Origin of the sequence: Mesorhizobium sp. M0077 (genome assembly GCF_040322955.1) — a bacterium.
In the GTDB taxonomy this organism is placed as follows: Bacteria; Pseudomonadota; Alphaproteobacteria; order Rhizobiales; family Rhizobiaceae; genus Mesorhizobium.
Map to the genome: position 1 here is coordinate 154,053 of NZ_JAMYUL010000011.1, position 20,549 is coordinate 174,601.

The 20,549-nt window shown below is 64.2% G+C and carries 19 protein-coding genes and 1 pseudogene; 12 read left to right on the plus strand and 8 right to left on the minus strand.

Features of this window, described 5'->3' with window-relative positions:
• The first annotated feature begins 100 nt into the window (after positions 1 to 100).
• From cimA to NKJ57_RS21325, 3 genes are all read left to right on the plus strand, one after another.
• Entirely contained in the window at positions 101 to 1,717 is a 1,617-nt protein-coding gene (cimA, locus tag NKJ57_RS21315; RefSeq protein WP_352512296.1) for a citramalate synthase, read from the plus strand.
• 139 nt (positions 1,718 to 1,856) lie between these two features.
• Positions 1,857 to 2,786, plus strand: a complete 930-nt coding sequence (gene rarD / locus NKJ57_RS21320; RefSeq protein ID WP_352512405.1) for an EamA family transporter RarD — start codon at positions 1,857 to 1,859, stop codon at positions 2,784 to 2,786.
• Between the two features lie 11 nt (positions 2,787 to 2,797).
• Positions 2,798 to 3,484: a glutathione S-transferase family protein gene (locus NKJ57_RS21325; protein ID WP_023738589.1), complete on the plus strand. Its 687-nt coding sequence runs from the start codon at positions 2,798 to 2,800 to the stop codon at positions 3,482 to 3,484.
• 31 nt (positions 3,485 to 3,515) lie between these two features.
• Here NKJ57_RS21325 and NKJ57_RS21330 read toward each other — a convergent pair whose 3' ends face one another.
• On the minus strand, positions 3,516 to 4,127 hold the full coding sequence (locus NKJ57_RS21330) for an LOG family protein (RefSeq protein ID WP_023705376.1): 612 nt from the start codon (positions 4,125 to 4,127) through the stop codon (positions 3,516 to 3,518).
• Between the two features lie 124 nt (positions 4,128 to 4,251).
• On the opposite strand from NKJ57_RS21330, the gene NKJ57_RS21335 reads away from it, so the two are divergent.
• The 4 genes and pseudogenes from NKJ57_RS21335 to NKJ57_RS21350 all read left to right on the plus strand — a co-directional run bounded on the left by NKJ57_RS21335 (position 4,252) and on the right by NKJ57_RS21350 (position 9,036).
• Positions 4,252 to 5,943: a LysM peptidoglycan-binding domain-containing protein gene (locus tag NKJ57_RS21335; RefSeq protein ID WP_352512294.1), complete on the plus strand. Its 1,692-nt coding sequence runs from the start codon at positions 4,252 to 4,254 to the stop codon at positions 5,941 to 5,943.
• A gap of 231 nt (positions 5,944 to 6,174) precedes the next feature.
• Positions 6,175 to 6,510, plus strand: a complete 336-nt coding sequence (locus tag NKJ57_RS21340; protein WP_352459640.1) for an ArsR/SmtB family transcription factor — start codon at positions 6,175 to 6,177, stop codon at positions 6,508 to 6,510.
• Positions 6,511 to 6,534: 24 nt separating this feature from the next.
• The gene (locus NKJ57_RS21345; protein WP_352512292.1) at positions 6,535 to 8,415 is read left to right on the plus strand and encodes an ABCB family ABC transporter ATP-binding protein/permease; all 1,881 of its coding nucleotides are present in this window, start codon (positions 6,535 to 6,537) and stop codon (positions 8,413 to 8,415) included.
• A gap of 285 nt (positions 8,416 to 8,700) precedes the next feature.
• A pseudogene (locus NKJ57_RS21350) lies at positions 8,701 to 9,036 on the plus strand (antibiotic biosynthesis monooxygenase family protein).
• Here NKJ57_RS21350 and NKJ57_RS21355 read toward each other — a convergent pair.
• Complete coding sequence (locus NKJ57_RS21355) at positions 9,015 to 9,887, minus strand: SMP-30/gluconolactonase/LRE family protein (protein WP_352512290.1); 873 nt, start codon at positions 9,885 to 9,887, stop codon at positions 9,015 to 9,017. The pseudogene NKJ57_RS21350 and the gene NKJ57_RS21355 sit on opposite strands and share 22 nt — an antisense overlap.
• A gap of 97 nt (positions 9,888 to 9,984) precedes the next feature.
• On the minus strand, positions 9,985 to 10,665 hold the full coding sequence (locus NKJ57_RS21360; RefSeq protein ID WP_352512288.1) for a lysozyme inhibitor LprI family protein: 681 nt from the start codon (positions 10,663 to 10,665) through the stop codon (positions 9,985 to 9,987).
• 213 nt (positions 10,666 to 10,878) lie between these two features.
• Here NKJ57_RS21360 and NKJ57_RS21365 point away from each other — a divergent pair, with 213 nt between their 5' ends.
• Positions 10,879 to 11,628, plus strand: a complete 750-nt coding sequence (locus NKJ57_RS21365) for a phosphatidylserine decarboxylase (protein WP_352512403.1) — start codon at positions 10,879 to 10,881, stop codon at positions 11,626 to 11,628.
• A 3-nt stretch (positions 11,629 to 11,631) separates the two neighbouring features.
• Positions 11,632 to 12,447 carry a CDP-diacylglycerol--serine O-phosphatidyltransferase gene (gene pssA / locus NKJ57_RS21370; RefSeq protein ID WP_023672701.1) on the plus strand — a complete coding sequence of 272 codons (816 nt, stop codon included), beginning with the start codon at positions 11,632 to 11,634 and terminating at the stop codon, positions 12,445 to 12,447.
• A 160-nt stretch (positions 12,448 to 12,607) separates the two neighbouring features.
• Here pssA and NKJ57_RS21375 read toward each other — a convergent pair whose 3' ends face one another.
• Positions 12,608 to 14,830 carry an AMP-binding protein gene (locus NKJ57_RS21375; RefSeq protein WP_352512286.1) on the minus strand — a complete coding sequence of 741 codons (2,223 nt, stop codon included), beginning with the start codon at positions 14,828 to 14,830 and terminating at the stop codon, positions 12,608 to 12,610.
• A gap of 199 nt (positions 14,831 to 15,029) precedes the next feature.
• Between NKJ57_RS21375 and NKJ57_RS21380 the strand changes: the two genes are divergently transcribed.
• Both NKJ57_RS21380 and NKJ57_RS21385 read left to right on the plus strand, forming a co-directional pair.
• Entirely contained in the window at positions 15,030 to 15,518 is a 489-nt protein-coding gene (locus NKJ57_RS21380) for an Xre family toxin-antitoxin system antitoxin (protein ID WP_023747924.1), read from the plus strand.
• A complete protein-coding gene (locus tag NKJ57_RS21385) occupies positions 15,515 to 16,021 on the plus strand; it encodes an RES family NAD+ phosphorylase (RefSeq protein ID WP_023747923.1) in 507 nt (168 codons plus the stop codon). The genes NKJ57_RS21380 and NKJ57_RS21385 overlap by 4 nt, the downstream gene beginning before the upstream one ends.
• A 3-nt stretch (positions 16,022 to 16,024) precedes the next feature.
• On the opposite strand, the gene NKJ57_RS21390 is transcribed toward NKJ57_RS21385, so the two are convergent.
• Positions 16,025 to 16,435 carry a tautomerase family protein gene (locus NKJ57_RS21390; protein ID WP_023672705.1) on the minus strand — a complete coding sequence of 137 codons (411 nt, stop codon included), beginning with the start codon at positions 16,433 to 16,435 and terminating at the stop codon, positions 16,025 to 16,027.
• A gap of 112 nt (positions 16,436 to 16,547) precedes the next feature.
• Between NKJ57_RS21390 and NKJ57_RS21395 the strand changes: the two genes are divergently transcribed.
• A complete protein-coding gene (locus NKJ57_RS21395) occupies positions 16,548 to 17,411 on the plus strand; it encodes a LysR substrate-binding domain-containing protein (RefSeq protein ID WP_023693978.1) in 864 nt (287 codons plus the stop codon).
• 134 nt (positions 17,412 to 17,545) lie between these two features.
• Here NKJ57_RS21395 and NKJ57_RS21400 read toward each other — a convergent pair whose 3' ends face one another.
• The 3 genes from NKJ57_RS21400 to NKJ57_RS21410 all read right to left on the minus strand — a co-directional run bounded on the left by NKJ57_RS21400 (position 17,546) and on the right by NKJ57_RS21410 (position 20,355).
• The gene (locus NKJ57_RS21400; RefSeq protein ID WP_023727358.1) at positions 17,546 to 18,454 is read right to left on the minus strand and encodes a DMT family transporter; all 909 of its coding nucleotides are present in this window, start codon (positions 18,452 to 18,454) and stop codon (positions 17,546 to 17,548) included.
• 51 nt (positions 18,455 to 18,505) lie between these two features.
• Positions 18,506 to 19,393 (minus strand): DMT family transporter, encoded by an 888-nt coding sequence (locus tag NKJ57_RS21405; protein ID WP_352512283.1) that lies wholly within the window; start codon positions 19,391 to 19,393, stop codon positions 18,506 to 18,508.
• Between the two features lie 149 nt (positions 19,394 to 19,542).
• Positions 19,543 to 20,355, minus strand: a complete 813-nt coding sequence (locus NKJ57_RS21410; RefSeq protein WP_352512415.1) for a hypothetical protein — start codon at positions 20,353 to 20,355, stop codon at positions 19,543 to 19,545.
• Positions 20,356 to 20,549 lie beyond the last annotated feature (194 nt).

The following is a 20,549-nucleotide window of genomic DNA, read 5'->3' on the forward strand; positions in this document are numbered from 1 at the left end:
TCGCTGCAGGAAACGATCCGACGCTAAAGCTGCCGATCTTCCCCCTTGAGGGGGAGATGGCCGGCAGGCCAGAGGGGGGTGCTCGCGCGCCAACAGAACAATGACCAAACAACGCCTCTATCTCTTCGACACAACCCTCCGCGATGGCCAGCAGACGCCGGGCATCGACTTTTCCGTCGAGGACAAAATCGCGATTGCCAAGCTGCTCGATGAGTTCGGCATGGACTATGTCGAAGGCGGCTATCCCGGCGCCAATCCGACCGACACCGCCTTCTTCCAGCAGAAGCGCACGGCGAAGGCAAAGTTCGTCGCCTTCGGCATGACCAAGCGGGCAGGCGTGTCGGCATCCAACGACCCGGGCCTGGCAGCGCTCGTGCAGTCCAAGTCCGACGCCATCTGCTTCGTCGCCAAGAGCTGGGACTATCATGTCCGCGTCGCGCTCGGCTGCACCAATGAGGAAAACCTCGACTCGATCAACGCGTCGGTCGAAGCAGCTGTTGCCGCCGGCAAGGAAGCGATGGTCGATTGTGAGCATTTCTTCGACGGCTTCAAGGCCAATCCGGACTACGCACTGGCCTGCGCCAGGACCGCCTATGATGCCGGCGCGCGCTGGGTGGTGTTGTGCGACACCAATGGGGGCACGCAGCCCTCGGAAGTGCGCGCCATCGTCGACAAGGTCATTGTTTCAGGTATTCCGGGCGGCCATCTCGGCATCCATGCCCATGACGACACCGGCCAAGCGGTGGCCAATTCGCTCGCCGCCGTCGAGGCCGGCGTGCGCCAGATCCAAGGCACGCTGAACGGCATCGGCGAGCGCTGCGGCAACGCCAATCTGGTCTCGATCGTACCAACGCTGGCGCTGAAGCCGGCCTTCGCCGATCGGTTTGAAACCGGCATCTCGGCCGAGGCGCTGACCGGGATATCCCGGCTTTCCCGCGCCTTCGACGAATTGCTGAACCGCGCTCCGGGAGCGCAGGCGCCCTATGTCGGCGCCTCAGCCTTCGCCACCAAGGCCGGCATCCATGCCTCCGCACTGGCCAAGGAGCCGGCGACCTATGAACATGTGCCGCCCGAGGCGGTAGGCAACCGCCGCCGCGTTATGGTTTCGGACCAGGGCGGCAAGGCCAATTTCCTCGCCGAGCTGAAGCGGCGCGGCATTGATGTGCCCAGAGACGACCATCGTCTCGATGCGCTGATCTCGGTGGTCAAGGAGCGCGAGGCCGAGGGCTACGCCTATGAGGGCGCCGATGCCTCCTTCGAGCTGTTGGCGCGCAAAATGCTGCACGGCCTGCCGGAGTTCTTCAACGTCACTTCGTTCCGCTGCATGGTCGAGCGCCGCTTCGATGCCAACGGCCAGTTGAAGACGGTCTCCGAAGCCATCGTGAAGGTGATGGTCGAGGGCGAGGAGAGGATGTCGGTGGCCGAAGGCCACGGCCCGGTGAACGCGCTCGACATCGCGTTGCGCAAGGACCTCGGCAAATTCCAGAGCGAGATCGCCGACATGGAGCTCGCCGATTTCAAGGTGCGTATCCTCAATGGCGGCACCGAGGCGATCACCCGCGTCCTGATCGAATCGCATGACGGCACCGGCGCCCGCTGGTGGACGGTCGGCGTATCCGAAAACATCATCGATGCGTCCTTCCAGGCGCTGATGGATTCGATCGTCTACAAGCTGATGAAGAACCGCGACATGGCGGGATTGGTGGCGGCGGAGTAGGATTGCAAGACGTGGGTTTCCTCGCCCCCCGAAGTGGGGCGAGGAACTGGCGCCGCCTCTTGAACCATCAGCGGAAGTCCATTGATCCATCATAATTTTGCGATGGTTTTGAATGGCCCACTGGGCCATAGCGTTTGCCATGGCCAGCGACACGATCCAGCCCGACGCCGACTCCAAAGCCCGCAGCGGCTTTCTCCTCGCGCTCGGCGCTTATCTGCTATGGGGGCTGTTGCCCTTCTACATGAAGGCGGTCGCGCATCTACCGCTGATCGAGGTGATCGCCCACCGCATCGTCTGGTCGGTGCCGATTGCTGCTGCAGTGCTGGTCTGGGCCGGTCGGACCGCCGATTTCAAGGCGGCAATCCGCTCACCACGCAGCATCGCCATGGCGGCGTTGACGGCGACCCTGATCTCCGTCAATTGGGCCATCTATGTCTGGGCGATCTCGGTTGACCGCACCGTCGAGACGGCGCTCGGCTATTACATCAACCCACTGGTCAGCATCGTCGTTGGCGCGGCTCTTCTCGGCGAGAAGCTCGACCGGCTGCAGATCGCGGCCGTGGCACTGGCGGCGATCGCCGTTGCCGCGCTCACCGTCGACGCCGGCAAATTGCCCTGGGTGTCGCTGGCGCTGGCCTTTTCCTTCGCCGCCTACGGCTTCTTCCGCAAGACGCTGCCGATCGGCCCGAGCCAGGGCTTTCTGCTCGAAGTGCTTTTGCTCTCGGTGCCGGCGCTTGCCTACATCGTCTTCCTAGTCGTCAACGGCCAGGACCATTTCATCTCCAGCAACGGCACCGATATGGCTTTGCTCATCGGCTGCGGGCCAGTCACCTCGGTGCCGCTGCTTCTGTTCGCCTTCGGCGCCAAGCTTCTGCGCCTCTCCACCATCGGCATCATGCAGTACATCGCACCGACCATGGTGTTCCTGATCGCCGTGCTGATTTTCGACGAGCCGTTCGGCACCACGCAAGCAATTGCCTTTGCGCTGATCTGGGCGGCATTGGCGATGTATTCCTGGTCGATGTTTCGTGGCCGTGAAATCCGCCCGGTGGCGTTGGCCCCGAAGTAGGGAGCCTTTCGATGTACGTGCTGCATATCGCCAACAAGAACTATTCGTCATGGTCGCTGCGGCCATGGGTGCTGATGTGCACCCTCGACATTCCGTTCGAGGAGCAATTGACGCCGTTTCCGACCGGGCCCAGTTTCGATCTCTACCGGGCGTTCTCGCCCAGCGGGCGCGTGCCTTGCCTGGTGGATGACGGCTGGGCTGTCTGGGATTCGCTGGCTATTGCCGAGTATCTCGCCGAGCGCCACCATGGCGTGTGGCCTGCCGAGGCCAAGGCGCGAGCCTGGGCGCGCTCGGCCGCCGCCGAAATGCATTCTGGTTTCACGGCCTTGCGCGGCGCATGCCCGATGAATTGCGGCTTGCGGGTAAAACCGTTGCCGATGTCGGACGCGCTTAAGCAGGATCTGTTCCGTTTGGGCGATCTCTGGAACGATGGCCTTGCCCGGTTCGGCGGGCCGTTCCTTGCCGGCGGCCATTTCACCGCAGTCGATGCCTTCTTCGCCCCGGTGGCGTTCCGCGTCCAGTCCTATGGATTGTCTTTCGAAGGTGCTGCTGCCGCCTATCCCGCGCAATTGCTCGGCCTGCCGGCGATGCAGGACTGGTATGCGGCGGGTCTCGCCGAGACCTGGCGGGAGCCGGACCATGAAGCGGAGGTCGCTGCCTCCGGCACTATCGTCGAGGATCTTCGCGCTACGGCGTGATGGGCAGCGGGGCCTCTCTCACTATTCACTATCACATCTTATCAATCACCGACTGCACGCCTTCCGTCGGGGCATCGACCGACGACCCCGCCACCATGATGGCGGCGACGATTGCCTCGGGGTCTTCGACCACCAGCGGCCTGACCCGCTGTGCGGTGTGGATGAAGCCTTCGCTGGCCATATGGTCGAGCAGCGCCAGCATCGGATCCCAGAACCCTTGAACGTTGGCGAAGACGATCGGCTTGCGGTGATGGCCGAGCTGGCCCCAGGTCATGATCTCGACGATTTCCTCGACCGTGCCGATGCCGCCGGGCAGCGCCACAAAGGCGTCGGATTTCTCGAACATCTTGTGCTTGCGCTCGTGCATGTTGTCGGTGATCAGCAACTCGTCGAGCCGGTCAAGCGCGGTTTCGGTCGCCTCCTTGTTGATGAGGAAGCGCGGAATGATGCCCGTTACCTTGCCGCCGGCCTTGAGCGCGCCTTCGGCGACTGCGCCCATAATGCCTTTGGTGCCGCCGCCATAGACCAGCCGCAGGCCGGCTTTGGCGAGCGAGCGGCCAAGCAGGTGCCCGGCCTTGGCATAGATTTCATCGCGGCCCGGCGACGAGCCGCAATAGACGCAGACGGATCGAATCGTGTTCATGCGTGATTGGTGATTGGGTCTGAATGCGGGGTCAAGCCCCTGAGGCTGACAAGCCCGGGCTTTTTCTTGTCGGTCCAGATAAAACACGCTAGACCGGCTTTAGGTGGCTAAGGGGCAGGGAAATATGGCAATTAATCCTTTGAAGGCGTTTCTGTTCGCGGCGGGTGGGACCGTCGCGATCGTCGGAACCGCCTATGTATCGGGCGCACTCGACCCGTATCTCAACCCCAAGCCGCCAGCGGAGATTGCAGCGCTGACGCCTCCGGCTGAGAAGCCGGCCGATTCCGGGACCGAGGGAAGGCTGCCGCCGGCGCCTGGCGCGCCCGCCGATGTCAAGGCTCCGGCTGCACCTGCGGACGCAACCGCTCCCGCGACCGAAGCTGCGGCTCCGGCGGCACCTGCCGCGCCCGCTGCTGCCCCAGCAACTCCCGCGCCGGCCACGGCCGGCCCGGTTGCGCCGAGCTTCGACGTCGTGCGCGTCGAAAGCAACGGCTCGATCGTCGTTGCCGGCAATGCTGCGCCCAGTTCGAAGATCGAGATCCTCAACGGCTCCTCGGTGCTTGGCTCGACTGTCGCCGGTCCGGACGGCGCCTTCGTCATCGTTCTCGATGATCCGCTGAAGCCCGGCGACTATACGATTGCGTTGCGCGCGACGGCCGGCGATTTGGTTACCCCTTCCGTGCAGACCGCCGTCGTTTCGGTTCCCAAGGACGCCGCCGGCCAGGTGCTGGCGATGGTCGAGGAACCCGGCAAGCCGGCCGAGCTGCTTAGCGTCCCGGCGCCTGAGACCAAGCCCGCGGCACCGGCCGCCGGCGATCAGGCTGCTGCCCCGGCCGCCGATGCACCTGCCGCGACCGCACCCGCCGCTCCCGCTGAAACCGCGCCTGCAGCTCCGGCTGTGGAAGCCGCCGCCGCTCCGGCAACACCGGTGCCGGCACCGGCGGCACCGGCAACGCCGCCGGCTGCCGCCGTGGCTGAACCCAAGATCGTCGTCGAAGCGGTCGAGATCGACGGCGACAAAATTTTCGTTGCCGGTCTGGCTGACGCCGGCCGCAAGGTGCGCGCCTATGCCAACGATATCCTGCTTGGTGATGCGGTGACCTCGCCCGACGGTCATTTCCTGGTCGAGGCGACGCGCGATATCCCGGTCGGCAACTACACCATCCATGTCGACGGTCTCGATGCGGACGGCGTGAAGGTGGTAGCGCGTGCCGCCGTGCCGTTCGAGCGCGAACCCGGCGAGGCGATCGCCGCCGTGGCGCCCGCGGAGGCCAAGCCCGCCGAGACCAAGCCCGCCGAAGCAAAGCTTGCTGAGCCGGCCGCACCGGCTGCTGCCGAAGCACCAGCCGCTCCGGAGCCTGCGGCGCCAGCCAATGTCGCGGCTGCCCCTGCGAAGCCCGCACCGGCTGCTGCCGCATCCGCACCAGCCGCACCGGCGGCTGAAGCCCCGGCTCCGGCTGCCCCGGCGGTTGCCGAGGCACCTGCGTCACCGGCAGCGCCCGCCGCTGAGGCTCCAGCCGTCGTCGCGGCGGCAACGCCCGACGTGCCCGAGACGGTGGCGCCAAAGCTCGAACATGCCGACGGCGCGGTCATCATCCGCAGGCACGACACGCTGTGGCGGATCTCGCGGCGCGTCTACGGTCACGGCGTGCGCTTCTCGACCATTTATCTCGCCAACCAGGACCAGATCAGCGATCCCGACCGCATCTGGCCGGGGCAGGTGTTCAAGGTTCCGGAAAAGTCCAAGGAAGGCGAAGCCGCCGACCTCAAGGCGATGGGCGAGCAAGCGACGACGGCGCAGACGAAGACGCAGTAGTTTGGCGATTGGCTAATCTCCCCCCGAGTGGAGGAGATTGCCGGCAGGCCAGAGGGGGTCGCCGCGCATAGAACGCCGACCTTCTCTTTGCTGCAAACGACGTTGCGTCAGGACGTACCGACCCCCTCTGTCGCCTTCGGCGACATCTCCCTCTCGAGGGGGGAGATTAGGTCGCTCTACCCATCGGGTTAGCTTGCCACGCACCCGTTCATCGTCTATCGCCGATGAACGATGGCAGACTCGCTCGCTGAACCAGACCACGCAAACTGCGCACCGCCCCAAAGCCGCGCCGTTGCCGCCCGCTTCGCGGCACTCTCGCATCCGGCGCGCATCGAGATCCTTAGACATCTCTCGGCCAGCAATTCCTGCTGCTGCCGCGAGGTGGTCGATCATCTCGATCTGGCGCAGTCCACCGTGTCCCAGCATCTGAAGATCCTGGTCGAAGCCGGGCTGGTCCGCTTCCAATCCGACCGTCAGCGCTCGCGCTACGAAGTCGACCGCGCCGCGCTCGCCGACGTTTCCGCATCGCTGACCGCACTCGTCAATTCCTGCTGCTCCGGCCGCTGATTTCTCACCCAAAAGGCAAGACAAGTGGCAGAAAAAACCGTTTCCGATAGCTCGACCTTCGGCACCTTGCGCAATCTGTGGCCCTATATGTGGCCGGCCGACCGCGCCGATCTCAGGGCACGCGTCACCTGGGCAACGCTGCTTCTGGTCGTTGCCAAGCTGACACTGGTTGCCGGGCCGTACTTCTTCAAATGGGCGACCGATTCTCTGGCCGGTGACGCCAAATCGCCGGCGCCGCTGCCGTCCTTCCTGCTGGCGCCGGTGATGCTGGTCGTCGCCTACAATGTCGTGCGGCTGGTGCAACTCGGCTTCAACCAGCTGCGCGATGCGCTGTTTGCCCGCGTTGGCCAGTATGCGGTGCGCCAGCTTGCGTTCCGCACCTTCGTTCACATGCACCAGCTGTCGCTGCGCTTTCACCTCGAGCGCCGCACCGGCGGCCTGTCGCGCATCATCGAGCGCGGCACCAAGGGCATCGAGACGATCGTGCGCTTCATCATGCTGAACACGGCGCCGACCATCCTCGAATTCGCGCTGACCACCGGCATCTTCGCCTACACCTATGGCTGGAAATATGTGGTCGTGGTGGCGGCCACGGTGTGGCTCTACGTCTGGTTCACGGTGCGCGCCAGCGACTGGCGCATCTCGATCCGCCGCGACATGAACGACAGCGACACCGACGCCAACACCAAGGCGATCGACTCGCTGCTCAACTACGAGACCGTCAAATACTTCAACAACGAGGGTATGGAGGCTGAGCGCTTCGACCGTTCGATGGCGCGCTATGAAATGGCGGCGACCAGGATATGGACCTCGCTCGGTTGGCTGAATTTCGGCCAGGGCATCATCTTCGGTCTCGGCACCGTCATCGTCATGTGCATGTCGGCGCTGGAGGTGCAGGCCGGCACGCAGACGGTCGGCGACTTCGTCTTCATCAACGCCATGCTGATGCAGCTTTCGGTGCCGCTCAATTTCATCGGCTTCATCTACCGCGAAATCCGCCAGGGGCTGACCGACATCGAGCAGATGTTCGACCTGCTCGATGTGCCGCAGGAAATCACCGACAAGCCGGATGCCAAGCCGCTCGCTGTTACAGCCGGCAAGGTCGAGTTCCGCGACGTGCACTTCGCCTACGACCCCAGCCGCAAGATTCTGAAGGGCGTCTCCTTTGAGGTTCCGGCCGGCAAGACGGTGGCCATCGTGGGCCCGTCCGGCGCCGGCAAGTCGACGATTTCGCGGCTCTTGTTCCGCTTCTACGACGTCCAGGGCGGTCAGGTGCTGATCGACGGCCAAGATGTCCGTGATGTGACGCAGGCGAGCCTGCGCGGCGCCATCGGCATGGTGCCGCAGGACACCGTGCTGTTCAACGACACCATCGCCTACAACATCCGTTACGGTCGCATCGGTGCCAGCGAAGAGGATATGCAGAAAGCCGCCGAGCTTGCCCAGATCGGCCCGTTTATCGAACGGCTGCCGGAAGGTTATCGCTCGATGGTCGGTGAGCGCGGGCTAAAACTGTCGGGCGGCGAAAAGCAGCGCGTGGCGATTGCCCGCACGATTTTGAAGGCGCCGCCGATCCTGATGCTCGACGAGGCGACCTCGGCGCTGGACAGCCACACCGAACAGGAGATCCAAGCCGCCCTCGACCTAGTCAGCAAGGGCCGCACCACCATCGTCATTGCCCACCGCCTGTCGACGGTGATCACCGCCGACGAGATCATCGTACTCAAGGACGGCGAGATCGCCGAACGCGGCACCCATGCCGAGCTGATGCAAAAGCATGGCCTCTACGCGTCGATGTGGGACCGCCAGCGCGAAGCGACAGAAGCCGAAGAGAGGCTTCGAGTTGCACGCGAGAGCGATGAGCTGGGTGTGGTTGTGCGCAGGCGGACTTCGGAGGTGAGCTAGGCGGCGGAGCGCCGATCTCCCCCCTTGAGGGGGAGATGTCGCCGAAGGCGACAGAGGGGGTCGCCGCGCGTGGAGCGCTAACCTTCATCGGTCGCAAGGCGGGCGCATCCAGTCGAACCGACCCCCTCTGGCCTGCCGGCCATCTCCCCCTCAAGGGGGGAGATATGCAGCGTCGTCGCCATCATCACCACCGAAAGTTTCCCCTTGACCTCAACCTAAGTTGAGATCGCAAACCCGTTCCTGAGCCACCGAACCCAAGTCGTTCAAGAACGGAGACAGATTCAAATGGATAAACTTGCCGAGGCAGCCGTGTTCAGGGTCGACAAATTCGTCGTTCCTGCCGAGGCCCGTGAAGAAATCCTTCGCAAGGTCAGGGCGACTCATGAATTGCTGCGTCTGCAGCAAGGCTTCGTCTAGGATTTCGTGCTCGAGCAATTTTCGGGCCCGGGCGAGTTCAACCTGGTCACCATTGTCGAATGGGAAAACCAGGCGGCCGTCGACAATGTCGTGCCGATCGTCAAGGCAGCCCATGAGCGGGCGGGCTTCAACCCGCAGGAGACCATTGCCCGGCTGGGTGTGAAGGCCGATATCGCCAACTATCAGCGTCTACCCGAGATGTAAGACGGCCAGCCGACGCCATGTGCGGGCGCTTCGACGCTCAGCACCTGGCCAGTGCGGGCATCGCTGATCATGTTCTCGAAACCACGCCATTCGGCGGCGACGATGAACAGTGTCGTGCCATCCGGCCCGCCCAGCATGCAGGCAAAGCAGCCGCGATCGGCATCGACTGTCTGCAACACCTCGCCACCTTCGCGCACCCGCACGCAGCGCTTGTTGGGAACATCCGCGTACCAGGCAGCCCCTTCGGCATCGAGGCAGATGCCGTCGGGAAAGCCATCGAGATCGGCCCAGACCCGGCGGTTGGAAAGCCCGCCATCCTCCGCGATATCGAAGGCGGTCAGCCGGTTGGCATGCGACTCCGCCACGATCAGTGTCCTGTTGTCCGGCGTCACCGCCATGCCGTTGGCGAAAGCGATGTTCTCGGCCACTTGTCGAACCGAGCCGTCCGGCGTGATCAGCACGATGGTGCCGGGCCCGAAATGCTCGCCCGGTGCAGGCGCCGACCCGCCGCCATTGACATAGATGTTGCCGCGCCCGTCGACGACGATCTCGTTCCACGGGCTGTTTGACAGTTCTCTCAAATCGGCATGGGTGGCGAGCGTGCCATCCGCCTCCTGTCGCAGCAACAAGCCATCCCGACCCGAGACGATCAGCAATCGGCCATCCGGCAGCCAGTCGATGGAATAGGGCAGGGTGGCTGGTATCTTGAGCAGGATCTCGCTGTCGCCGTCTGCATCGACGGCGACGATCTCGCCGGTGCCCCAATTGCAGAGCCACAGCCGTCCGTCATGCCAGCGCGGCGACTCCCCGAACGCGAGGCCGGCGGCAACGAGACGCGTCTGGTTCAGCATTTTGGGGTAACTCCTTGTTGGGTGCGCAATCATGGCAAGGAACCATGATCGCCGTCTCACCAAGGACGGGTGAGGGGTGGTTTTGCCGACAGCAAGCCTACTTTTTCTCCGTCAGGAAGAACGTGCCATCGGCATGGCCGTTGGCACCGCATGACAGGGGCTCCGATCTGCCATCCTTGCCGGCGCCGCTCTGCTCGACGACAAGCGCATCGCCGTCGCGTCGGAAGGTAAAGACAAAACCGGTTGGGTTGTCGTTGTCGACGGCACGGTCGACCAGCCGCAGAGTGTTGCGCTCCTCGACCGTGCCGTCGATCTCGCATGACCCACTTCCCGAGACTGGATTGGAAACGACATCTTCCGAGATTTCGACCTTGCCTCCGCCAACAGCCTTGATGTCGACGCTGCCGCGCACGCTGCTCCATGTGCCGATCAAACCTGCATCGGGGGGCTTGCGTATGCCGGACAGGAAGGTTGCGCGGTCGCGCAGGAATTCGCCGAGATCGAAAGTCTGCTGGTCCTTGGGCGTGTTCTCGTTGAAACCGGCGATCTGATCGCGATAGGCGATGAAATCGCTTTGGTCGTCCCGCAGCGCCTTGCCGGCATGAGCATCGAGCCTCTTCAGCAGCGCGGCATAATTCTTCGCGAGGTCGGCATCGGCTTGCGCCAGGACCGGATCGGCGCAAATGGCCTTTTCCGCCACGCTGGCGGCCTTGGCGCAGTCGAAGGATGGCTTGCCTTGCGCAACTGCGTGGTCGCTCGCTGCCACAAGTACGGTCAAAACGGCACCCACGGCTGACGATCGTATGGCAACAAGATACGTTTTGCCTGAATTTGGCGCCATGGCAGTCGGCCTTTTCGCCGCGCGTTCAGCCGGCGTTGGCCCGAATTCTGGCGGCAAAGCAGCCGACAGGCAAGCACGTCACCGTTCCTGCCGGCTGCGGACGATGCGGCCTTGCCCAATGTTGCGTTGCGGCAGCGGAGCCTTTCCGGTATTGAGGCCGGACCTGAAACAGGGACCGCCCCATCCCATGAGCCCCATCCGATGAGCCTTGTCGATTCGATCAAGAATGCCTTCGTTCCGATCCATCGCGAGGGCTATCCGTTCATTGCCGCCTTTGGTGCGGGCACGCTGTTCCTCGGCTATTTCTCCTCGGTGCTGTTCTGGATCGGCCTGATCCTGACCGCCTGGTGCGTCTATTTCTTCCGTGACCCCGAGCGTGTCACCCCGGTCGATGACAGGCTGGTGGTCAGTCCCGCCGACGGCGTCATCTCGGCGGTCGGCCCGGCCGTGCCGCCGCGCGAGCTTGGCCTCGGCAACACCGAGATGACCCGCATCTCGGTGTTCATGAACGTCTTTTCCTGCCATGTGAACCGCGCTCCGGTGCGCGGCCGCATCACCAAAATCGAGCACCGGCCGGGCAAGTTCCTGAATGCCGAACTCGACAAGGCAAGCTCGGAGAACGAGCGCAACGGGCTGGTCATCGACAGTCCCAACGGCATCGTTGTCGCCGTGCAGATCGCCGGCCTGGTGGCACGCCGCATCGTCTGCTGGGCCGAGACCGGCGGTTCGATCGCCATCGGCGAACGCTTCGGCTTGATCCGCTTCGGCTCGCGCGTCGATGTCTTCCTGCCGTCGACCGCGGTGCCGCGCGTCGCCGTCGGCCAGACGGCGGTCGGCGGTGAAACCGTGCTCGCCGAATTCGGCGGCGTCTCCGCAACCCCGCTCGTCAGGATTTCGTAAGCGGTGGGCGCGCCGTTCAAAAAGTTCGAGGCCCATGGCAGCGGCGGCCCGCGCATCCGCGAGATTCCGATGCGCATGGTGCTGCCCAATCTGGTCACCGTACTTGCCATCTGCGCCGGCCTGTCCGGCATCCGCTTCGGCTTCGAGGGCCGTTTCGAGCCGGCCGTGGTGATGGTGCTGCTCGCCGCCTTCCTGGACGGCATAGACGGGCGCCTGGCGCGCATGTTGAAGGCGACATCCAAATTCGGCGCGCAGATGGATTCGCTGGCCGACATCGTCAATTTCGGCGTCGCGCCGGCACTGGTGCTCTACGCCTTCCTGCTCGACCGCGCCGGCTCCTTCGGCTGGATCGCAGCTCTTCTGTTCACCATCGCCTGTGGCCTGCGGCTGGCGCGCTTCAACGTGCTCGACGAAGACCATGACCGGCCGATCTGGCAGAGCGAATACTTCGTCGGCGTGCCGGCGCCGGCCGGCGCCGTGCTGGTTATGCTGCCGCTCTATCTGTCCTTCCTCCGGCTCGGTCTCGAGCCGGACCGCCTGACGGCATTCGTCGCCACCGGCTTCACTGTGCTGGTCGCTTTCCTGCTGGTCAGCCGGCTGCCGGTCTATTCCGGCAAAAGCCTGAAAGTGCCGGGCGACAAGGTGCTGCCGATCATCCTGGCGGTCGTTCTCTACGTCCTGCTGTTGATGACCTATCCCTGGTACACGCTGACCGCCTCTGTCGCAGGCTATCTCATCTTCCTGCCTTTCAGCGTGCGGGCGTATTCGAAGCGCGCCAAGCGCGAGGGCGAAAAAGTGCCGCCGTCGGATATTGGGTAGTTGTCATCTCCCCCCTTGAGGGGGAGATGTCGCCGAAGGCGACAGAGGGGGTCGGTACGCCCCGGACGCGACCTCGTTTGAGCGAAGAGGACGTCGGCGCTTCACGCGAGGCGACCCCCTCTGGCCTGCCGGCCATCTCCCCCTCAAGGAGGGAGATACGCTAAGCCGCCAGGCCCAGCCCCAGCTTCTCGATCGCCAGGTTCCGCGTCGAGACATAATCCGTCTTGCCGGAACCCAGCACCGGGATCTCCCCGACCTTGACGATGTCGTTGGGCACCATCAGTTCGGCCGCACCTGCCTTCTTGCCGAAGGCGCGCAGTTCTTCCGGATCGGCGTCGTCGGCGGTGGTGACCAGCACGATGCGCTCGCCGCGCCTCTTGTCCGGCACCGCCACCGCGGCGTGGCGCTCTTCCGGCCACAGCGACTGCACCAGCATCTCGACGGCGCCCAACGACACCATCTCGCCAGCGATCTTGGCGAAGCGTTTTGCCCGGCCGCGAATGGTGATGAAGCCTTCGCGGTCGACCGAGACGATGTCGCCGGTGTCGTGCCAGCCGTCCAGCGGCTGCAATTCGCCGGGCCGGTCAGCGGTCATGTAGCCCATCATCAAATTCGGCCCGTCGAGCCACAGGCGGCCGGCACCCTCGATACCCTGGACCGGTTCGAGCTTCATGCGCATCGCCGGCAACAACCGTCCGACCGTGCCGTCGCGACCATGGATGGCGGTGTTGACGGCGACGACCGGAGCGGCCTCCGTCAGCCCGAACCCCTCGATGATCGAGGCATCGAAGCGCTCACGATAAACGCGCCGCGTCTCCGGCTTCACCGCTTCCGCGCCGGCGACGACGAAGCGCAGGCTGGAGAAATCGCCATCCTTGGCCGTGCGGGCATAGTTGGCAAGGAAAGTGTCGGTGCCGAACATGATGGTCGGCTTCACCTTGCGGGCGATCTCCGGGATGATCTTGTAGTGCAGCGGTGACGGGTAGAGGAACAGTTTCACCCCGGTCACCAGCGGCAGGATGGTGCCGCCGGTCAGGCCGAAAGAGTGAAAAACCGGCAGTACGTTGAGCAGGATGTCGGAGGGCGAAATGGTAATGCGCGCCTCAGCCTGCATGGCGTTGGCGTGGAGATTGCGATGCGACAGCACCACGGCCTTGGGCGTGCCTTCCGAGCCTGAGGTGAACAGGATTGCGGCGGGCTTGGCCGCAGCCTGCCGCTGCAGCGGGAACCGCCAGAGCACCGCTGCTGCGAGCCTTTCCAGTGTGGTGACGCTTGCGCGCACATCCTCCAGCCACAGCATCTTGGCGCCGCCGGCCTCGACCGCGGCGATGATGTCGGCAAGCGCCGCCTTCTCGACGAACGCGCGCGAGGAAACCACTGTTCGGATGACTGCCGTGCGCACCGCGGCGGTTACGCTGGCCGGCCCTGCCGTGTAGTTGATCATCGCCGCTACCCGGCCGGCCGAGAGCAGGCCGACGAAGGACAGCACCACGCCATTGGCGTTGGGCAGCAAAACCCCGACCGCTTCGCCGGGCGCCGCCACCGCCTCGAAACGGCGGCCGAGCACGCGCGCGCCGATGAACATTTTTCGATAGCTGAGCGAGCCGCTGATCACATCCTCGATGATCGGGTGCGAGGCGCCGGTGCGATCCGCGGCATCGCGCATGGCCAGGAACAGGCCGCGATCGAGGTTGCTGCCATAAAGCCGCGCCTCGGCGATGCGGTCGAACAACGCATTTGTGTTGGAAGCCTGGTCGGGGTTGCGCGCCACCAGTTCGGCAATCGTCATTGGTTCCAGCACGCTGATCGAGAGTTTTGGGAACCAGTGGCGCGGCGCCCGGTTCTTTGGCGTCAAGGAAACCGGCAGGTCGCGCGCGCCGGTGACGAAGATCGGCACGATGCGGGCGTCGGCCTGCATGGCGATGCGGGTGACGGCGCGGAACAGGCGAAACGTCTTCACATCGGGCTCGACGTCATCGGGCAGATAGACTGCAAGCCGGCCTTTACCCTTCAGCACCCTGACCAGCCGCCGGCTGACGAAGAGATGCTCGGCGTTGAAGGCGATGGTGCGGCCAAGCTCGCGCCAAGGCTCCATCCAGGGCGAGCGCGCCGAGGCCTCGTCGAGAATGTGCAGCGTGTCGTCGGGCAGCAGCGACAGCATCAGCGCCGGCTCGAAGCGCGACTGGTGCGAGACCACATAGATCACCGGCGTCGGCGCGTTGCGGGCAATGCGGATGCGCCGGTCCTCCATCCGGTAGGTAAGCTTGAACGGCACATAGAGCAGCGCCTGGGTGAAGCGCAGGTCCAGGCGAAAGGTCTCGATCGCGCCAATCAGCAGCCAGGCCACCACGAGGCCTGCAAGCAGCGCCAGTGCCAGGATCATGCCGCGTCTCTCCCAACGGTCCGGTATGCGGCTCTTCGTCCGCTTGGAGAGCAGAGGGTAGCGCAATGGGGGGCAAGGTCAATGCGCGGGTGCGAGGGAGCGGTGTTCCACCTGACCTCACCAGGCAATGATCCAAACGCAGACCTTGAAATATTGCGACACGTGTCGTAAATAAAGCGACACGTGACGGAGAGGTAATATGGCCAGTTCCCCGGTGGGTTTTGCCGAGGCACCGCATATGGAGCCGGAGTTCGAACGGATGGTCGACCTGTTTGGTGGACGGAAGGTTCTTGGATTCTCGGTAGCCAGTCCTCTTGAGGCACATGAAATGATCCTGCATGGAATTCCGGGCCAGGCGCTCGAAAGCCTCGTCAGGCATCTGATGGTCATTGATCCCGCCGATGCGTTTGAGACCGCGTTCGGCATGAGCGAGCGGACATTTCAGCGGCGCAAAGCGGATCACTCCAAGACCCTCAGTCGGGAGCAAGGTTCCAGAACCTGGAACTTCGCCAAGCTCCTGACAAAGGCCACGTCCGTGCTCGGGACTCAGGAAGAAGCGGAAAAATGGATGATCGAGCCTGCCATGGGTTTGGACAATCGCCGGCCGATCGATCTGCTGGCCACGGCGGCGGGCACTGCGCTTGTGCAGGAGTTTCTTGAGCGGCTCGACTATGGTGTCTACGCGTGACGCCTTTGCCGGGCTCCCTCGGAACAGGGCAGGTTTTGGGCTGGAGGCTTGATCATAGACGCTTCAAGGCGAGCTGGGACAGTGGCGAAGGAGCCTTCAAGCTTGGGGGAAGGTGGAACAGCAAAGGGATCAGAGCCGTATATGCGTCCATCGACCCGTCGACCGCCATCTTGGAGGTGGCGGTCCACAAGGGGTTTCGCACGCTGGATGCTGTCCCTCACGTGCTGACGGCATTCGACATCGTCGATCCATCAGAGATTTATGTGGTCCAAACCGACGATATTCCGAACGCGAACTGGCTGCGTCCCGGCATCCCAGGCGCGGGACAGCAGCAGTTCGGCGATGGTCTGCTGGCAAAGCATCCGTTCTTTCTGATCCCCAGCGCGGTATCCCAGCACAGCTGGAACCTGGTGTTCGATCCCAATCGGGCGGCAGGCCTTTATAGCTTGCATCTCCGGGAGGATTTCGTGCTTGATACAAGGCTTCATCCTCCCGCTGGGTAGCAATCAGGCCGTGGCCTTCAGCCGCCCACTGATGAACCGGAACTCCTGCGACTTGCCGCCATAACCGTAAGCAGCGGCCGGGACTTCATGCACGAAGGCATAGCTTTCCTCGTGCACACCACCCAGCAACTTACCAAAGGCCTCAAAGATCGCCTTCAGATAAGCCTCCAGTTCCAGCTTGGTGTTGGTGCCGTCGACCACCTTGATGTCGAGCCAGAAGGTGTTGGCGCCATGCTCCGCCAGCGATTTGCCGCCGGCGAACCAATGCTGCGGGTCGACATAGGTGACGGCGACGGCGGTAATCGTCGGGTCCTTGCGCAGATGGGTTGCCGTCAGCTCGGTGATTTCCTTGGCGATTGTGGCGGACAGCTTGGCGTCGGGCTTGCCGGTGACGCTGATGTTGATGATGGGCATTTTTCTCTCCTTCGTTTGAGCGGCGTCTGTTTGCCGTTGGAGAGACAATGCCATCATCTTTGAATCAAAAAAATCGAATTGTTTCGAACAAAAGGTTCTGTATTATCGAAGCATGCAAGCTCTCGATCCCGATCTGCTCAAAACCTTCCTTGCCTTTGTCGATGGCGGCTCGCTGGCTCAGGCTGCGTCTGCTGTCGGCCGCTCGCCCTCGGCGGTGACCGCGCAGATGCAGCGTCTGGAGGAGATCGTCGGCGAACCGCTGCTGGTGGCGCAGGGGCGCGGGCGCGGGCTGACGCCGGCCGGCGAGGATCTTGTCGGTCATGCCCGCCGCATTCTTGCCGTGCACAGCGAGGCCTGGCTGGCGCTCAAGGGCGCGCGTGCCGCTGGTCGCGTCGCCATCGGCACGACACAGGATTTCGCCGATAGCGGCCTGCCGGAGCTGCTGCGCGCCTTCGCGACCAGCCATCCGCGCGTCAGGGTCGAACTCCGCGTTGGCCGTTCGGCCGAGCTTGGCGAGGCGCTGCAGGCCGGGCAGCTCGATCTGGCCGTTGTCATGCGCAAGACGCCGGCCAATGACGAAGTCGGGCTGTTCAGTGAGCCGATGCTGTGGCTGTGCTCGCAAAAAGGGCTTGCCGTGCGGGAAGAGGAATTGCCGCTGGCGCTGCTCGACCCCTATTGCGGCTTTCGCGAAGCAGCACTCGCGGCCCTCGATGCTGCCGGCCGCCGCTACCGCATTGCCGCCGGCAGCGCCAGCCTTGCCGGCTTGCGCACGGCGGTCAATGCCGGCATCGCGCTGACCTTGCGCACCGCCCGCTTTGCCCATTCAGGCATTGCCGAAGCACCGCGCGAATTCGCCCTGCCGCCGGTGCCGACAGCGCAATTCGCGATAAAACTCGGCCAGGGCGCCGAGCGGCCGGCGCGCGATCTTGCCATCCTGCTCAGCGACAACCTCGCCTTGCCCGGCTTTGCCGGCTGATGTCCAAAGAAAAAGCCGACCTTTACGGTCGGCTTTGAGGAGGACGGGTCGAGGGGTTTGGGGGGACTTGGGGGGTGACCCGTCGCACATAAAACTGCCTGATCCGCATGATGGTTCCATGACTTGGAAAATAATTATTGGGTTGCCGCACTTTTTCTCGCGGCCAGCCAGTCGCGCCCCGCATGGGCGAAAACCGCGCACAGTACTATGGCGCCGCCGATCAGGCTGGCGGCCGGCGCGATCTCGCCGAGGAACAGGAAGGCGAACAGGATCGCAAACGGCACTTCGGCGGCACCGAGAAGGCCGGACTCGGGCGCAGGGATCAGCCGCGAGCCTTCCGTCCACAGGATCGACGCCGCCGCGAACGATCCTCCGAAGGCGACGAGCAGCACGGCGTCGCGAGCAGAAATCGCCAGGGGGTCGGTGACGAACCAGCCGAGCACGAACAGCAGAAGCGCCGAGACTGCGCCCGCCCACACCACCGGCGTGTCGCGGAAGGCGCGCACCATGATCATGTAGAGCGCGCTGCCGGCGGTCATCAGCAGCGCGAGCCCATCGCCAAACAGATGACCGCTGCCGAAGCCGGAGCCGACCATCATCGCCACGCCGCACAGCGAAACGGCGGCGGCGGCAAGCGTCTGCGCCCGGAACGGCTCGCGCACCAGCACGAAGGCGAGCAGCGCGGTGATGAAGGGCGCGGTGGCGTAGATGACCGCGACATTGGCGACATAGGTGAATTTGAACGCCGAGATGAAGGCGATGCTGGCCGCGGCGCCCTCGAGGGCCAGCAACCAGCCGCGCCAGCCAAGCCGCAAGCTTTCCCGCCCGCCGGAGCGGCGCCGGCGCCACAGCACATAGAAGGTGATCAGGATCGCGCCGACAAAGCCGCGCCAGCAAGTGATGGTCAGCGGGTCGGCGTGGATCGATTTGGTCAGCACGCCGGTCAGGGCGAAGAAAGCCGCCGAGGCCGCCACCAGCATGATGCCGAGCGTACGATCGGCAGCGGTATCTGTGGTGCCTGGGCCGTCGAGCGCTTCCGTCATCTCAGCAGCCTATCCGTCTTCTCCTGCCACCATGCTGTCAGCACGGGGTACTCATAGCCGCTTGCGGAAATGCTCGTTGCCGATGATCAGCAGGCCGGCGCCGACGATCAACGCCGCCCCCAGAAACACCTCGCGACGCGGCACGTCGCCCCAGATCGCAAAGCCGAGCCCGAAGGCCCAGACCAATGAGGTGTATTCGAACGGCGCCACGATCGACACCGGCGCCCGCTTCATGCCTTCGAACAGCATAAATTGCGCCACGCCGCCGAGCGCGCCGACGCTGATCAAAAGCAGCAACTGGCGCCAGTCCGGCATCTGCCAGACCAACAGCGCCGGCACCGTGGAAAACACCAGGAAGTAGAAATTGTTGAGCACAAGCTGGATCAGCGTGCGCTCGGCCAGCGCCGTCTTGCGCAACAGCACCACGGCAATGCCCCACAGCACTGCCGCAGCCAGTACCAAGAGCATCGGCACGGACAAGCCGAGACGAGTGGGATCACAGGCGATGAAGACGCCGACGAAGCCGATGAACACCGCCAGCCAGTGCAACAGCGGCACCTTTTCGCCAAGCATCACCACCGACAGCACGGTGACGATGATCGGGGCGGCGTAATAGATGGTGGTGAGTTCGGCCAGCTGCAGGGAGCGGGCCGCGTTGTAGTAGCAGAGCCAGGCGCCGAGCGTGAAGGCGCTGCGCACCAGCATCGGCCGCACGATGGGCGAGCGCATTGTGTCGGCAAAGATGGGCGGTCCGCCGATTGCAGCACAGCCGATAAGCACAGCGATCGAGCGGAAGAACATGATCTGCCAGACGCTGATGCCGACGACCAGAAGCTTGATCGCGGCGTCCTGCGTCGAAAACAGGAAATAGGCGCAGCCGGTGAACAGGATGCCGGCAAGCACCCTTTCGCGGGTTTCCAGAATGGCAATATCGGCCATGCGGCGTGTCCGGCGCTGTCAAGAGGACGAAGAAGAAGCCTGCCCCAATCAGGCTCCCATTGCAGGCTACACGGGCGAAAGCCTGCGGGGCGCTACGCCAGTGGCAAGCTTGCGTTGGCGCAGCCTGGCCGACAGCGTGGGCACGCCGTTCACTGTGTTGCCTGGTAGAGCTCCGAAGCGGCCTCCTTCAGGGCGCGCCGGCCGCCCGGCCTGAGATACATCATGTGGCCGCCCTCGATGACGTCGAGACGGATGGGTTTTGCCCCGCCGAGCGTCGGGATTTGGCTCACCAGATAGCGTGAGGCCAGATAGGGAGTGACCAGATCGGTGTCGCCGTTGACGATCACCACGCCGAGCCCCGGGTTGAGCGAGCGCGCCCGCTGCAGATCGTCCATCACCCCGGCATAGCCTTGCCGCGAGCCGCCATAGTCCCAGGCGTGGGTCACATCGCCATTGAGCAACCTGTAGCTGACATCGGTGCGAAAATTCAGCTCGTCGCGCGCATAACCGACAAAGGCCGAGGTCAGCGCCGGCACGCTGCGGTCGAGCACCGGATCCGGGCCGGCGCTGCGGGCGCTCTCCGGGGCGATGTCGCTGGTGGCGATGGTGCCGTCATACGGGCTGAGCACTTTGCCACTGGGGCGCTGGAATTCGCGCGCGAACAGGGCGGTCGGGATGCGGGCGAAATTGCGTTGCACGAGGTCGAGCGGCAGGCCGGTGATCTCGGCCACGCGCTGGCTGGCCAGCCGCCCACCCTGTTCCAGCCCGCCGGCCAGAGCGGTGAGGTAGTCACCCATAGCATAGTGTTCGACCTCGGCGAGCTTTTCGCGCAGCGCCTCGCCGCTGAGGCCTTCGCTGCGCAGGCGCACCGCCGCCAGCGAGGGCAGTTCCAGCGCCCAATGCAGTGGCTGGAATTCGTCGGGCAGCACCAGCGTGAACTCCAGTGCAGGCGAGATCAGCACGATGCCGTTGGGGCTCAGGCCGACATCTTCCTGCAGGGTCCTGGCGAGAAGTGCCGCGCGGAACCCGCCATAGCTTTCGCCGGCAAGGAAGAGCGGCGATCCGGTGCGGCCGTTCTGGGCGAGATAGAGCCGGATGAAAGCGCCGATCGAACTGGCGTCCTGGCTGACGCCCCCAAAAATCTTTTGTGTCCTGG